General features: G+C 39.8%; 13 protein-coding genes. 9 read left to right on the top strand and 4 right to left on the bottom strand.

All coding sequences use genetic code 11. From position 1 onward, the window contains the following. Window positions 1–281: 281 nt before the first annotated feature. The 3 genes from aroQ to accC are packed head-to-tail and all read left to right on the top strand — an operon-like array spanning window position 282 to window position 2559. Complete coding sequence (aroQ, locus tag F903_RS10050) at window positions 282–731, top strand: type II 3-dehydroquinate dehydratase (RefSeq protein ID WP_004670893.1); 450 nt, start codon at window positions 282–284, stop codon at window positions 729–731. A gap of 26 nt (window positions 732–757) precedes the next feature. After that, window positions 758–1177, top strand: a complete 420-nt coding sequence (gene accB / locus F903_RS10045) for an acetyl-CoA carboxylase biotin carboxyl carrier protein (protein WP_004670891.1) — start codon at window positions 758–760, stop codon at window positions 1175–1177. A 17-nt stretch (window positions 1178–1194) separates the two neighbouring features. Beyond that, window positions 1195–2559 (top strand): acetyl-CoA carboxylase biotin carboxylase subunit, encoded by a 1365-nt coding sequence (gene accC, locus F903_RS10040; RefSeq protein ID WP_005196765.1) that lies wholly within the window; start codon window positions 1195–1197, stop codon window positions 2557–2559. 70 nt (window positions 2560–2629) lie between these two features. On the opposite strand, the gene F903_RS16700 is transcribed toward accC, so the two are convergent. After that, complete coding sequence (locus tag F903_RS16700; RefSeq protein WP_034595150.1) at window positions 2630–3106, bottom strand: hypothetical protein; 477 nt, start codon at window positions 3104–3106, stop codon at window positions 2630–2632. Window positions 3107–3303: 197 nt separating this feature from the next. On the opposite strand from F903_RS16700, the gene F903_RS10030 reads away from it, so the two are divergent. Beyond that, window positions 3304–4794, top strand: a complete 1491-nt coding sequence (locus tag F903_RS10030) for an amidase (protein ID WP_005196757.1) — start codon at window positions 3304–3306, stop codon at window positions 4792–4794. A 1-nt stretch (window position 4795) separates the two neighbouring features. Here F903_RS10030 and F903_RS10025 read toward each other — a convergent pair whose 3' ends face one another. Next, window positions 4796–5968 (bottom strand): MFS transporter, encoded by a 1173-nt coding sequence (locus F903_RS10025; RefSeq protein WP_212749522.1) that lies wholly within the window; start codon window positions 5966–5968, stop codon window positions 4796–4798. Window positions 5969–6187: 219 nt separating this feature from the next. Then, entirely contained in the window at window positions 6188–7576 is a 1389-nt protein-coding gene (locus tag F903_RS10020) for an amino acid permease (protein WP_005196755.1), read from the bottom strand. A gap of 355 nt (window positions 7577–7931) precedes the next feature. Between F903_RS10020 and fahA the strand changes: the two genes are divergently transcribed. The 4 genes from fahA (at window position 7932) to F903_RS10000 (ending at window position 11566) form a co-directional block, all read left to right on the top strand. Continuing rightward, the gene (gene fahA / locus F903_RS10015) at window positions 7932–9239 is read left to right on the top strand and encodes a fumarylacetoacetase (protein WP_005196754.1); all 1308 of its coding nucleotides are present in this window, start codon (window positions 7932–7934) and stop codon (window positions 9237–9239) included. Next, window positions 9226–9858, top strand: a complete 633-nt coding sequence (gene maiA, locus F903_RS10010) for a maleylacetoacetate isomerase (protein WP_005196753.1) — start codon at window positions 9226–9228, stop codon at window positions 9856–9858. Before fahA ends, maiA begins: the two co-directional genes overlap by 14 nt. Window positions 9859–9877: 19 nt before the next feature. Next, on the top strand, window positions 9878–10426 hold the full coding sequence (locus F903_RS10005; protein ID WP_005196750.1) for a VOC family protein: 549 nt from the start codon (window positions 9878–9880) through the stop codon (window positions 10424–10426). 360 nt (window positions 10427–10786) lie between these two features. Then, window positions 10787–11566, top strand: a complete 780-nt coding sequence (locus F903_RS10000; RefSeq protein ID WP_005196748.1) for an IclR family transcriptional regulator — start codon at window positions 10787–10789, stop codon at window positions 11564–11566. Window positions 11567–11649: 83 nt separating this feature from the next. Here F903_RS10000 and hppD read toward each other — a convergent pair whose 3' ends face one another. Then, window positions 11650–12705, bottom strand: a complete 1056-nt coding sequence (hppD, locus tag F903_RS09995) for a 4-hydroxyphenylpyruvate dioxygenase (RefSeq protein WP_005196747.1) — start codon at window positions 12703–12705, stop codon at window positions 11650–11652. Between the two features lie 702 nt (window positions 12706–13407). Here hppD and F903_RS09990 point away from each other — a divergent pair. Continuing rightward, a complete protein-coding gene (locus tag F903_RS09990; protein ID WP_005196745.1) occupies window positions 13408–15078 on the top strand; it encodes an FMN-binding glutamate synthase family protein in 1671 nt (556 codons plus the stop codon). The last annotated feature ends 2 nt before the right edge of the window (window positions 15079–15080 follow it).

The following is a 15080-nucleotide window of genomic DNA, read 5'->3' as shown; positions in this document are numbered from 1 at the left end:
TAATATTTGATGCATATTGACTGTCAAGTTACACAAATCCTCTGAACCAATTGGTGTAATTCAGTTTAGAATATTAAAAAATAAAATAAGGTGAATTTTGTCATTTTTTAACATTGCCAATTCCTTGCAAAGTTTTCATTATATGCACCATGCTTGGTATGCGAATTTCTTAATTGACGAAAAGAAATTATAAAAAAATTGTAGAATTTTATGCCATAATAAGCAAACTTTGCAGACATCTTGCAAAACACATTTGCAGTTTTAGAATTGGAGCAGGCTGAATGAGCTCAACCATTTTGGTGATTCACGGACCGAATTTAAACTTGCTAGGAAAGCGTGAACCAGAAGTTTATGGCCATCTCACTTTAAGTGATATTGACCAACAACTCACCGCTCAAGCTAAAAATGCGTCACTTATACTAGATACATTCCAAAGTAACTGGGAAGGAGCGATTGTTGATCGTATCCATCAGGCACAAAATGAAGGGGTGAAATTGATCATTATCAACCCCGCTGCCCTGACCCATACTTCGGTTGCATTACGCGATGCACTGCTTGGTGTTGCGATCCCATTTATTGAAGTTCATCTGTCGAATGTTCACGCACGTGAAACATTCCGTCATCACTCATATCTATCAGATAAAGCCATTGGCGTAATTTGTGGCTTAGGTGCTAAGGGTTATTCCCTTGCACTCGATTACGCTATCGAAAAAATTCAATCTACTAATTAATTTAAACATTTCAGGAATGCTCACTCATGGATATCCGTAAAATCAAGAAACTCATCGACCTGATGATTGAATCTGACTTACAAGCGATTGAAGTTAAGGAAGGTGATCAATCCATCTCGTTGACTCGTCCAACACCTGTTTATGCATCTGTCGCGGCTGCACCAGCGGCTTCAACTCCAGCAGCAGCACCCGTTGTAAAAACGCCACGCGGTGCGGTTGAAACCTCGCCAATGGTCGGTGTGTTCTATGCAGCACCAAGTCCTGGTGAAGCACCTTTTGTCAAAATTGGTCAAACGGTATCTGCAGGTGAAACCCTAGGGATCATCGAAGCAATGAAGATCATGAACCCAATTGAAGCAACTCAAAGCGGTGTAATCGAAGAAATCTTAGTGAAAAACGGTGACGTCATTCAGTTTGGTCAACCACTTTTCCGCTACCGCGCCTAATACATCTGGGGATTTCTATGTTGCAAAAAGTATTAATTGCAAACCGTGGTGAAATCGCTTTACGAATTACTCGGGCTTGCAAAACACTTGGTATTAAAACCGTTGGTATTTATTCTGATGCTGACAAAGATTTGATGCATTTACGCTTTGTAGATGAAGCAGTATGTATCGGACCGGGTACCACAAGTGAAAGTTATTTAAATATTCCTGCAATTATTACTGCCGCAGAAATCACTGGTGCTGATGCAATCCATCCGGGTTATGGCTTTTTATCTGAAAATGCCGAGTTCGCTGAGATTATAGAAAGTTCAGGTTTTACTTTTATTGGTCCTCGTCCTGAGCATATTCGTCTCATGGGGAACAAAGTTTCTGCAATTATTGCAATGAAAAAAGCGGGGGTACCAACCGTACCGGGCTGTGACCACGCTGTTACGATTCATAATGCACTTGCTGAAGCCAAAGAAATCGGCTTCCCACTGATCGTAAAGGCCGCATCTGGTGGTGGTGGTCGTGGTATGCGTATTGTTGAACGTGTGGATACACTGCTTGAGTCTGTTCAAGCTGCACAACGTGATGCGGAAATGTGGTTCGGTGACGATACCGTTTATATGGAACGTTTCTTACAGAAACCTCGTCATGTCGAAGTACAAATCCTCGGGGATGGTAATGGCCATGCGATTCATTTATATGATCGTGATTGTTCATTACAACGTCGCCATCAAAAGGTTTTAGAAGAAGCACCTGCACCGAATCTACCAGAACAAGCCCGTGCTGATATTTTAGAGGCTTGTGTAAATGCCTGTAAGCTTATGCAGTATCGTGGTGCTGGTACATTCGAATTTTTATTTGAAGATGGTGAATTCTTCTTTATCGAAATGAATACACGTGTTCAAGTTGAACATCCAGTCACAGAAATGGTGACGGGTATTGATATTATTGAACAACAACTTCGTATTGCTGGTGGTTTAGGCTTAGACCTTCAACAAGACGAAATCGAAGTCAAAGGCCATGCGATCGAGTGTCGTATCAATGCCGAAGACCCAACTAACTTTATGCCTTCTCCTGGCAGAATTGACAACTTCTACGCACCGGGTGGCGCGGGTATTCGTTTAGATTCTCATATCTATCAAGGTTACAGCATCCCGCCCTACTATGACTCAATGATTGCAAAACTCATTGCACATGGTAAAGATCGTGAAACATCTTTAGCGCGTATGCGTCAGGCATTAGACGAAATGATTTTGACAGGGATTAAAACCAATATCCCTTTGCATAAAGATCTGATTTTGAAAGATAAGAATTTCTGCGAACAAGCGATGGATATTCATTATCTCGAAAAACATTTACTAAAACAGCTTGAACCAAAAGCTGAAAAAGTTTAAATAAAAGCCGCAATAAAAAACACCGCTTATGAATCATAGGCGGTGTTTTTTATTTATTGAATTAAATGCTCTAAGGTAAAACACGGCGTAAGGTTGCAAAGCATTTTTCGCCTTTCTCATTCGCACAGAAATCAATGGTATGTGGGTTCGACCATTTTACAAAGTATTGAGAAACTTCCCCAGTTTGATCGACTTGCTGACCTGAACAGTCCATTTCATTATTATCATATTTGATTTGTAGAATCAGTGCTGGCAAACGCTCATTATGATCCTCTGACGGCTGATAGTCATACATACCATACGACCACTCTTTGCCACTTTTTACCACAACTTCATTCATTCCACGAAAGTTATAGTATTCAACACATTTTTTATTATTGGGTATTTCCATTCCCCACAACCCCATAATTTCAGGGCGATTAGTGACACGTATATTATTCACCGAAGTCATAGCTTGAGCTGTTACTGCCTTCGCGTTTACTGCTGTTTCAGCGATTGCCCCTGTTGAGCAAGCCCACAATAATCCAATAATATAAATATTTTTCATAGATTTAATTAAGTTATCATCTAAACTTTCCATGGCTTTAACTTAGCATATTTTTGAGTAAAAACACTGAAACATAACCATATCAACACAATATTTTTGTGCTGATATTTATTTGATTGTTCAATCGGTTTTTTAAGGTATTCTTATTGAATACAAATATTTAATTTATAAAAGTTTAGCTTTAGGGATATAAAGCCATGAAATTTTCTGAATACATCCAATATGATGGTTTAGGTTTAGCTGAGTTGGTCAAAAATAAGCAAGTTCATCCATCAGAGTTACTTGAAATTGCATTGCAACGCACAGAACAAATCAACCCTAAACTAAATGCAATCATTATCCCAATGTACGAGCAAGCCAAACAACGCGCCCAACAACAACGTACAGGTCAATTCGCTGGTGTTCCATTTTTAGTAAAAGATTTATTTCAAGAATACCAAGGCATACCAACCTCTTTTGGTAGCCATGCACTTAAAAAAATGAATTACACACCAGACTTTAATGCGGAAATCGTCAATCGTTGGGAACAAACTGGAATTGTCACATTTGGGCGAACCAATACCCCTGAATTTGGAATCAAAGGTATTACTGAACCTGATGCTTGGGGCGCTTGTCGCAATCCTTGGAATTTAAAACACAATAGCGGTGGCTCGTCGGGCGGTTCTGCCTCGGCTGTCGCTGCAGGTTTAATCCCGATTGCAGGCGCTGGTGATGGCGGCGGATCAATTCGTATTCCTGCATCGTATTGCGGTTTGTTTGGACTAAAACCAAGTCGCGGACGTACACCATGGGGACCTCAATCAGGTGAAGCCATGCATGGTGCAGCGATGCAGCATGTGTTATGTAAAACCGTGCGCGATAGTGCGGCTATGCTAGATGCGGTGCAAGGTCCTGAACAAAGCTCACTTTTTACGATTCAAGCACCTGATCAAAAATATTTAGATATTATCCAACAAGCACCGAAAAAACTGAGAATCGCTTTTAGCACGCATTCACCCATTGGAACAAAAGTTTCTAAAGACGCGATTCAGGCCGTTCAACAAACGGCTAAACTTTTAGAGTCTTTAGGTCATATCGTGGTCGAAGATCGTCCAAACATAGATGGCTTAGCGCTGGCGAAAGACTTCATCACAACGTGGTTTAGTCAGTTCACTTATATGCAAGCACAAATCAAACACATGTCTGGCTCAACAGATGCTGATTTTGAGCTTGATTCATTGGCGTTAGCTGCCTTTGGTGCTAAAACAACGGCAACCGAATATATTCATACACTCAACAATTGGGGACTGTATAGCACCCAAATGAATATTTTCTTTGGAAAATACGACCTATACCTAACCCCAACAACAGCATCGGTCGCGCCTAAAAATGGTGAGGTTGCCACACCTGCTTGGCAAAAACCAATTTTGAAAGCTTTATTAAAAGTTGGAAAAGCGCATTATCTCGCGCAAGGCAAACTGGTCGAGAAAATGGTGCAAGATAATTTAAGTTGGGTTCCCTTTACTCAATTAGCCAATGTCACTGGTTTACCTGCTATGTCTGTACCGCTGTACTGGAATAAAAATGGTATGCCTTTGGGTAGCCAGTTTATTGCACCCTTTGGACGTGAAGACCGTTTACTACAACTCGCCGCACAACTTGAGCAAGCACAACCGTGGATGCCGCAGTATAAAAACATTCAACTCTAATCTAACTTTTCGCTGCCGTTTCTACCTGATTCGGCAGCCACATCACCAGACCTAAACCAACTAATACAACTGCACTTGCACAGAAGAAAATGGTCGGACCCGAAAGAATCTGCCAATAGTACCCTGCCAACAAACTTCCTGAAGCAACGCCCAGCCCCCACATCGTGCTGTACAACGCTTGACCTCGACCCTGTTGCTCTGCTGAAAAGTTTTGGAAAATCACTTTCATTGCAATCAAATGAAATAGTCCAAAACTAAAGGCATGCAAACATTGTGCTAAAAGTTGCCCGATGAAATTAGTGTCTAATATTCCCACGAGAAACCAGCGAAGACTGGTAAATAAAAGACAAATAACCACCAAGTTCCGCCATGAAAAACGGGTGAAAAACAGTCTTTGTGCCACCGCAAACATCACAATTTCAGCGATAACACCCATTGCCCATAGGCTGCCTATCTGTGTTGTGCTAAACCCGATTTCTTTGAGAAAGTTGCTATAGAAACTATAAAATGGTGCAAGTGAAAATAATAGAATAAACTCGATCATAAAGAATGCTGCAACCAGTGGTTTTTTTAAAACTAGCCATAAAGGTTCTAATTTTTTCTGAGAACTTGGTGCGTGTTCAGGTTCTTTAATACTGAATGACCATAGAAAAGCCAAAAATGAAACCGCTAAAAGTAAAATGGGTAGCATTGAGATGGGGATGATTTCTAATAGTGCCCCAATTGCAAATACCCCAACAATAAAACCGACCGAACCCCACTTTCGAACTTTTCCATACAGTTCGGCGCGTTTTTCACCTAACCAAAAAAGTGTCACACCTTCAAACTGCGCCAAGATCGCATTTTGAAAAAAACTGAAGATCAACATCAGCAATGCCACAGATTGAAAACTATTCGGAATTACAAAAATAGCAAACCAGATACAAGCTTCCATCCATGTGGCAATACGAACTAGCAGCATTCGTTTACCTGATTTATCTGCAATCCAACCCCAAATCAGCGGCGCAAAAAAACGAGTAATGATTGCAATAGAAGATAGAATACCGATTTCTTGATAATTAAAACCCTGATCTTGCAGATACAGGTTCCAATAAGGCATGAATGTTCCAACGATTGAATAATAAAATAGGTAGAAACCACCCAATCGAGTTTGAATACTTAAAGAAGGAAACAATTCAAAAGCCTTTTAATGAACAACGTGATATCAAGCCAAAAATGCAAACTTATTTTAGATTGATGAACCAACAATTCTAGCTTAGATAAAACAATAATACTTCAACCAAAGCATGGACGATTTGTTGTTATGAGCATTCGTAGCCACATTTTAGTCATTAAAAAAAATAGGGCTGAAAACGAATTCAACCCTATTGATATAAAAACTCAGAAATAGTCTTTAGACATCAGTTCCTAAAGCCATACTTGATTCTGCGTTTTTCAATTTTCTCAGCTTAAAGACATAAGTCAACATCAAGCAGAGGATCCACGCAGGAATCATCATCACCGCAATACGCATATCTGGTGAAAGTGACATCACAACAAGAATACCCAGCATAAATACGATACAAAGATAATTACTAAATGGATAAGCAATACTTGGAAACTTGGTGCTCTGCCCTTGTATTTGCATCGCTTTGCGGAACTTAAGATGTGTCCATGAGATCACGATCCAGTTAATCACAATCGCTGCAACCACCAACATCATCAACAAAGCAAAGGCTTTTTCTGGAAATAGATAGTTGATCAATACACACAAGACCGTCACGAAAGCGGATACCAACACAGCATTGGTTGGGATACCACGTTTATTAATCTGTTTTAAAAACTTTGGTGCATTGCCCTGCTGTGCCAAACCAAGCAACATGCGACTGCTGCAATAGCTTGTTCCGTTATAAACAGAAACTGCGGCTGTCAAAATGACAAAGTTCAACATGGTTGCCACACCGTGACTATCTAAAGACGCAAATACCATCACAAATGGACTGCCACCCTCGATCATTTGATTCCAAGGGAATAATGCAAACAAGATGAACAGCGTTGCGATATAGAAAATCAAAATACGGTAAATAATTTGATTTACAGCCTTAGGTAAGGTTTTATCAGGATCACGTGCTTCAGCTGCCGTGATACCAAACAATTCGATTCCACCAAATGCAAAGATAATCACAGCCATTGCCATGACTAAGCCTTCAATACCAAATGGAAAGAAACCACCCAACGCCCAAAGGTTGCTAATACCAGCTTGAGGACCTGCCGTACCCGTTGCAAGCAAATAAGAACCAAAGCCAATCATTGCTAAGATGGCTAAAATTTTGACGATAGAGAACCAGAATTCCATCTCTCCAAACAGCTTCACATGCAATAAGTTAATGCCGTTGATTAAGAGGAAAAAGGCCAATGCCGATGCCCAAGTTGGGATTTCAGGCCACCAATATTGAATATAGAGTCCAATTGCCGTCAGTTCAGCCATACAGACTAGAATATTGAGTACCCAATAATTCCAGCCAGACATGAAACCTGCAAACGAACCCCAGTATTTATTCGCAAAATGACTAAATGAGCCACTGACTGGCTCTTGAACCACCATTTCACCTAACTGTCGCATCATTAGAAATGCAATTAAGCCTGCGATTGCATAACCTAAAATCACTGACGGACCTGCCAGCTTGATAGATTGTGAAATACCAAGAAACAGTCCTGTACCAATCGCACCACCTAGCGCGATAAGCTGGATGTGCCGATTGCTCAAACCATGTTTCAGGTTTCCTTGCGATTGTTTTGACATATGATTATTCTCATCCTTGTCACGTAATTTTCTTGTATTAAATTACGTATATCATAAATTAATCCAAAATGCCTATAGTTGATCGAAAAATAATTAATTTACTTTTCTCGTAACCGCGCATATAAGCAGAAAATTCAACAAATAACAATAATTATGTTATATGTAATTAAATTATGTATTGCGTAATTATTTATTTTCAGTATGATAGAAATCATAACGTTCGCTCCTCTTGATAGATCAAGCTTAATGAAACGTATCATATTTTAAATATATTTATATATTTCAACACCTTGATCAAGAAGATGAAACTTTTAAAGGTAAACCCTGAAAAAATTAAGACAAGGAAAGCAAAATCATGACACAGCATTTAACTTCTTTTCTTGAGATTGACCCTCAATCAGATTTCACAATGCATAATTTGCCGTATGGCATCTTTAGTGAAATAGCTCAAGCTAATAAACGCGTCGGTGTTGCCATTGGCGACTGGGTGATCGATCTTGCGGTATTAGAAACACACGGCTTGTTGCAACTTGATGGAAATCAAAACTATTTCAATCAACCAACATTGAATACATTTATTGAGTCAGGCAAACAAAACTGGCAAAAAGTGCGTCAAACCCTACAAAACTTATTGTCTATAGACAACCCAACACTACGTGATAATGCCGAACTACGTAAACTGGTATTATTGCAACAAAATACGGTAACTTTACACTTACCCATTCATGTACCTGGCTATACCGATTTCTATTCATCTAAAGAACATGCCACCAATGTCGGTACCATGTTTAGAGATCCTAAAAATGCCCTTCTGCCTAACTGGAGCGAACTTCCAGTTGGATACAATGGACGAGCGAGCTCAGTCATCGTTAGTGGTACAGATATTGTTCGTCCATCAGGACAAATCAAACTACCAAATAGCGAGCGTCCAGTTTTCTCAGCAACACGCAAACTCGATTTTGAATTGGAAACTGCATTTATCGTGGGCAAAGCGACTAAGCTTGGTCAGCCTATCTCGATAGAAGATGCATCAGATCATATTTTTGGTATGGTTTTACTCAATGACTGGTCAGCACGTGATATCCAACAGTGGGAATACGTACCGTTAGGACCATTCAATGCCAAAACTTTTGCTAGTGCTATTTCTCCATGGGTGGTAACGATGGAAGCACTGGAACCGTTCAAAGTCAAAGGTCCGACACAGCAACCACAACCACTCGGTTATTTACAAGAAAATATCGCCAATAGCTACGACATTCATCTCAGTGTCGAAGTACAAACGCCACAATCGCAAAAATCAGATGTGATCTGTCAAACCAATTTTAAATATATGTATTGGTCGATGGCGCAACAACTGACACATCACACTATCGCAGGTTGTAATGTGCAAGTTGGCGATCTGATGGGCTCAGGTACCATTTCAGGACCAACCGAAGACTCGTACGGCAGCTTACTTGAACTAACGTGGAATACCACCAAACCATTAATCCTTTCAAATGGTGAAACACGTGGTTTCTTAGAAGATGGCGATCGCGTCGTGATGAAAGGTTATTGTGAGAAAGATGGGATTCGGGTCGGTTTTGGTCAAGTCGAAAATACCATCCTTGCAGCACATAAGTTTGAATTTAATCAAACTGAGGAAGAGAGCTATGAAACTGTATAGCTATTTCCGTAGTTCCGCTGCATATCGCGTACGGATTGCATTGAATATAAAACAGCTTGCCTATGAAACTCAGCCGATTCATTTAGTAAAAAATGAACAGCAGCAGGCAGATTATCAAGCACTGAATCCAAGCCAATTGGTACCGACGCTAGTGGATGCCGATCAAACCTTATCGCAATCAATCAGTATTTTGGAATATTTGGAAGAAGCTTATCCTGAGGTTGCTTTATTACCAAAGAATATTGCTGAACGAGCTAAAATTCGAGCCTTTTCTCAAGCCATCGCCTGTGATATTCATCCGCTCAATAATTTAAGAGTCTTGAAGTATTTACAACAGGATCTTGGGCTAAATGATCAGCAAAAAAGTAACTGGTATCAGCATTGGATGTTGCAAGGCTTTCAAAGTTTAGAAGCACAGCTTCAGGATTCTAATGGGCAGTTTTGCTTTGGCACACAAGCCACATTTGCTGACTGTTGTTTGATTCCTCAAGTCTATAACGCAAAACGTTTCAAAATTGATTTAGCTGCGTTTCCAAAGATTGAATCCATTTATCAACACTGTTTAACGCTTCCTGCATTCTTGCACGCAGCCCCAGAACAACAACCAGATCGGGAATAAAGATAAAAGGAGTTTTATGATGAGCTTTGCAATTAAAAAAATTCACCACGTCGCCTACCGTTGTCGAGATGCGAAAGAAACCGTGGAATGGTATAAAACCATGCTGAATATGGACTTCATTTTAGCTTTTGCAGAAGATCACGTCCCTTCCACTAAAGCCTTTGATCCTTATATGCATTTATTCCTCGATGCAGGTCAAGGCAATGTCTTGGCATTTTTTGAACTGCCAACACAGCCTGAAATGGGCCGCGATGAAAACACACCACAGTGGGTGCAACATATCGCTTTTGAGGTTGAAGACCACAATGCCTTATTAGATGCAAAAGCACATCTTGAAGCCCATGAGGTGAAAGTACTAGGTGTTACCAATCACGGTATTTTCCATTCAATTTATTTCTTTGATCCAAATGGCCATCGTCTAGAACTCACTTATAACGATATACATGCCGATGCCAAAATTGCACGTATTACCGAAGAAATGAAGTCAGAAATGCTCGACGAGTGGAGCCGTACTAAACGCGCTCCGCACCATACCCATTTCTTACATGAAGATGAGTTAGGTGCTTAGAGGTGCGCTATGCAAATGCAATGCTGAAAGATAATGCCAGTAAAAAGGCACTTTTTCAGCATAGACGCATAGCATAAACAATGTGTGAATCGGCATTGAAGATATATTGACTTCAATGCCGATTTTTTATTATCTAAATATAGGTAAATTGCTAAATGAGAGGCATATTTTGCTGTGATACAAACGAAATGCAATTCCATGCGAAAACAAATGTATGCTTATACGATTCACCTATTTAAGTCATTTAAAAAGATGATTTCTATTTTGCGGTATGCTCAGGCATTATGTGCAGAACTCGTAAAATCGAATACCAAGATCAAACCGATACTGCTAGATGAAATGTAGATGAAGGGTTATTGAATGATTGAAGAAAAGTTATCTGGTGGGGTTCAATCACTTGAGGTGGGATTATCCGTTCTCAATGCCCTTTTGGAACATAATAAACCGATTATTTTAAAAGAGCTGTCCAGTCAACTTGATATGCATCCAGCCAAAGTACATCGTTATCTGGTCAGCTTGATCCGTATGAATTATGCAAAACAACTGGAAGGTGGTCAGTATGCATTAGGCGACCAAGCTTGGCGTTTAGGGCTTAGCTGTATTCAACATACTGATGTTCTACAACTGGTTCAGCATCTGATCTATGACCTACAGAGTAAAATTGGCTGCGGTATTCAGATCAGTAAATGGTCACCTAAAGGTCCGTTAGTCGTACAATCGATTGAATCAAACCACCCGATTTCAATTGTGACCAAAGTCGGCTCAACCATGCCTTTGGTCAACTCTGCGGCAGGTCGTATTTTTGCATCTTATTTGCCTGAAGCTGTGATTCAGCCGTTGATGTATGCCGAATGGGAAAAAGCGGCACAAAACCACTATCCAATTAAACCATCTAACTGGGATGAATTCTTAGCACTCAAAGAAACCACGCTACAGCATGGTATGGCGATCGCGCAAGGCGATCTGCTGGTGGGCATTAATGCGGTTGGTTTGCCAATATTTAATGCGCAACATGCCATGGAGTTTTGTATAGTTGCTTTGGACAGTGAGATGTTCCTACCTGTACATGCAGGCAGTGAAAAACTCGAATTATTCAAACGTGAAGTTGCAGCAATCAATCAGTACATTAAAACGCGTTAATTTTTAAATCATTTTTTCATTCTAAAAGATCAAAAAAGCCAAGAATCGATTCTTGGCTTTTTAGTATGGATTTTTCGAGATATTTATTTGGCTTCTAATACACCACGACGAATCTGATCACGTTCAATCGATTCAAATAATGCTTTGAAGTTACCTTCACCAAAGCCATCATCATCTTTACGTTGAATGAACTCAAAGAAAACTGGTCCAAGCATATTTTCAGAGAAAATCTGCAATAACAGCTTCTTCGGACCATCCTTGGTATTGCCGTCTAATAAAATACCACGCTTTTGTAATTCATCCGTCGGTTCACCATGTTCAGGCAAGCGCTCTTTCAACATTTCATAATAAGTTTCTGGCGGTGGCGTCATGAACTTAAGCCCTAAACCTTTCAACTTATCCCATGTCGAAATAAGATCATCGGTAATGAATGCAATATGTTGAATGCCTTCACCATTAAAATCTGCTAAGAACTCAGCAATTTGACCATTGCCTTTGTCTGAGTCTTCATTTAATGGAATACGGATCAAACCATCTGGTGCAGTTAAGGCTTTAGAGGTCAAACCTGTATACTCACCTTTGATATCAAAATAGCGAATTTCTTGGAAATTAAAGATTTTTTCGTAGAAATTGGCCCAATAATCCATGCGTCCTTTATAGACATTATGGGTTAAATGATCAATTTCATTTAAACCAGCACCGCGTGGATTACGCTCAACATCATCAAAGAAAACGAAATCATTTTCATAAATATCACGATCTACGAGGAAAATCGGCATACCACCTATGCCTTTAATCGCTGGGATATTCAGTTCCATTGGCCCTGATTGAGAATGCATCGGTTCTGCACCTAGCTCGACAGCATTCTTAAAGGCTTTTGCAGCATCACGGGTTCTAAAGCCCATTGCACATGCTGATGGACCATGCTCTTTAAAGAAAAATGAAGCATAAGATTCAGGTTGATAATTCAAAATGATATTGATATTACCTTGGCGCCATAAATAAACTTTTTTAGACTTGTGTTTTGCAACTTTTGAAAAACCAATTGTTTCAAAGATTTGATCTAATCCATTTTCCGTCGAAACAAACTCAATAAAAGCAAATCCACATAGTTCTAATGGGTTATCTAAAATGTCCATCTAGTTTCCCTTATCCTTTTTGAGATAAATTCATCCGTTTTTAATACTAAACAGCATGATATCGATTTCTAAATGATGATTTAAACAATGACTCTCATCGTTAACATCATCCAAAAGATCACAACATGTGTAAGCGTTAACAGAAAAGGCATACGGTGTTTTTATATATTGGTCAAAAGCATCCGTGTTAAAGCCTTTTCTTTTCCTTGAGTAAGCCAAATACAACGCTAAAAAAGCATGTCTAAGCATTGGCTACCAACTTAAAATTAATGCTACAAGAAAGATTAAATTTATGCAATACATAATTTAATTATGTTATGTGTAATTATTTCGATTTGTACGGACTCAACTCTGCTTAATCGAACACCCCATATTGCGGGATCAGCGTGATTTAACGATAGATAGATTTATATCTAAATCCGACCTTGGTCTCAATACAATAAAACATGAATATTCCACTAAATGAATAGCAAAATGTATAAATAACCTCGAAGCGCGTCAGCACGTTAAAAGTTCACTAAGCAATAAAAAGATGTGTAGTAATAACCATCTGAGAAGAATACAAAATTTGATGTATGTACATTGGAATTGATTTTAGCCGCTTTAAGAGAATCATTCTCAGACCTAACAATTCATTACTTGTAGTTATATCTGGTTCTTGGCATGGTTGCTTCATTGTTTAATGATAGGAATCTCTTGCCTATGGCTAGTCCAGCACAAGCGATAAGACATAAACTACTCAACACTTTCTTTTCAAGACATTCTGTTTGGTTTCTTTGTATTTTTATCGCTTTAAGTATTACTTGGTTCAAAGCAACGTACACTCCACATACCATTTACTATTTTATTTCTGACACGCTGCTAAATGGGCTTTGGCTAGTAACAACGATACTCAGTCTGGTTGGTTTATACGATTTACTGCAAAAGAAACATGCCATATTAAGAAACTATCCAATTTTAGGTCATTTCCGTTTTATTTTTGAAGATGTACGTCCTGAAATCCGCCAATATTTTATTGAGTCAGATCAAGATGCGTTACCTTTTTCGCGGATGCAACGTAGCCTAGTCTATCAACGCGCCAAAAATGAAAATGCAGATAAACCATTTGGTTCAATCATCGATGTGTATGAACCGAACTATCGCTTCATCGTCCACTCTATCGCGCCATGCCCGCCTGCTGATCCTGCCTCATTTCGTGTTCAGATCGGTAATGCCCAATGTCTACAACCCTATAGTGCCTCGATTATGAATATCTCAGCAATGAGCTTTGGGAGTCTAAGTGCCAATGCCATTCGAGCATTGAATCAGGGCGCAAAAATGGGGCATTTTTATCATGATACTGGTGAAGGTAGCTTGAGCCCTTACCATTTAGAAAATGGCGGAGATATTGTTTGGCAAATTGCCAGTGGCTATTTTGGCTGTCGCACGCCTGATGGACTTTTTGATCCTGAGAAGTTTGCTTTACAAGCTAAAAATCCACAAATTAAAATGATTGAAGTCAAGCTTTCACAAGGCGCTAAACCGGGTCATGGTGGAATTTTGCCGAAACATAAAATCACTGAAGAAATCGCAAGTATTCGTGGGATTTCCAGAGATCATGACTGCGTTTCTCCATCTAAACACCCAAGCTTTAGTACGCCAATTGAAATGATGCATTTCATTCAGCAGCTAAGAGAGCTGTCTGGTGGCAAACCTGTTGGTTTCAAGCTATGTATTGGGCAGCCTTGGCAGTTTATGAGTATCGTGAAAGCCATGCTCGAAACAAAGATTGTGCCTGACTTTGTGGTGGTAGATGGTTCTGAAGGTGGTACAGGTGCTGCGCCAATTGAGTTTAGTGATTACATCGGCACGCCATTAAGAGAAGGTTTACGCTTCGTACACAACACCTTGACCGGTGCTGGTTTACGTAGCCAAGTGAAAATTGGCGCAAGTGGAAAGATCATCAGTGCATTTGATATCGCCAGCACTTTTGCTTTAGGTGCTGATTGGGTCAACTCCGCACGTGGATTTATGTTTGCTGTTGGCTGTATTCAAGCGCAAAGCTGTCATACCAACCAATGCCCTGTTGGTGTCGCCACACAAGACCCAGATCGCCAAAAAGCGATTGATGTGCCAAGTAAGTCCGAACGCGTGTTTAGTTTTCACAAAAATACCTTACACGCATTATCTGAAATGATAGCTGCAGCAGGTTTAAGCCATCCATCCGAGATCAAAGCCCATCATTTAGCGCAGCGTATGAATGATCGAGAAATCAAAAACTATGCGCAAATTCATTTCTTTCTCAAAGAAAAGGAATTGCTACAGAGCGACTTAGATGATGACGAGAATTTCTACTATCGAATGTGGAAAATGGCGGACGCCACTCGGTTCTAATA

The sequence above is a fragment of the Acinetobacter sp. NIPH 298 genome, from assembly GCF_000369505.1.
Classification (GTDB): domain Bacteria; phylum Pseudomonadota; class Gammaproteobacteria; order Pseudomonadales; family Moraxellaceae; genus Acinetobacter.
The sequence above is the reverse complement of the archived record's forward strand: the minus strand, read 5'-3'. Positions and strand labels throughout refer to the sequence as shown.

Bases quoted from the DNA above. Each gene is read 5' to 3' on its own strand.
- F903_RS10030 (WP_005196757.1), top strand. From the start codon at position 3,304: ATGAAATTTTCTGAATACATCCAATATGATGGTTTAGGTTTAGCTGAG.
- aroQ (WP_004670893.1), top strand. From the start codon at position 282: ATGAGCTCAACCATTTTGGTGATTCACGGACCGAATTTAAACTTGCTA.
- fahA (WP_005196754.1), top strand. From the start codon at position 7,932: ATGACACAGCATTTAACTTCTTTTCTTGAGATTGACCCTCAATCAGAT.
- accC (WP_005196765.1), top strand. From the start codon at position 1,195: ATGTTGCAAAAAGTATTAATTGCAAACCGTGGTGAAATCGCTTTACGA.
- maiA (WP_005196753.1), top strand. From the start codon at position 9,226: ATGAAACTGTATAGCTATTTCCGTAGTTCCGCTGCATATCGCGTACGG.
- accB (WP_004670891.1), top strand. From the start codon at position 758: ATGGATATCCGTAAAATCAAGAAACTCATCGACCTGATGATTGAATCT.
- hppD (WP_005196747.1), bottom strand. From the start codon at position 12,705: ATGGACATTTTAGATAACCCATTAGAACTATGTGGATTTGCTTTTATT.
- F903_RS09990 (WP_005196745.1), top strand. From the start codon at position 13,408: ATGGCTAGTCCAGCACAAGCGATAAGACATAAACTACTCAACACTTTC.
- F903_RS16700 (WP_034595150.1), bottom strand. From the start codon at position 3,106: ATGAAAAATATTTATATTATTGGATTATTGTGGGCTTGCTCAACAGGG.
- F903_RS10020 (WP_005196755.1), bottom strand. From the start codon at position 7,576: ATGTCAAAACAATCGCAAGGAAACCTGAAACATGGTTTGAGCAATCGG.
- F903_RS10005 (WP_005196750.1), top strand. From the start codon at position 9,878: ATGAGCTTTGCAATTAAAAAAATTCACCACGTCGCCTACCGTTGTCGA.
- F903_RS10000 (WP_005196748.1), top strand. From the start codon at position 10,787: ATGATTGAAGAAAAGTTATCTGGTGGGGTTCAATCACTTGAGGTGGGA.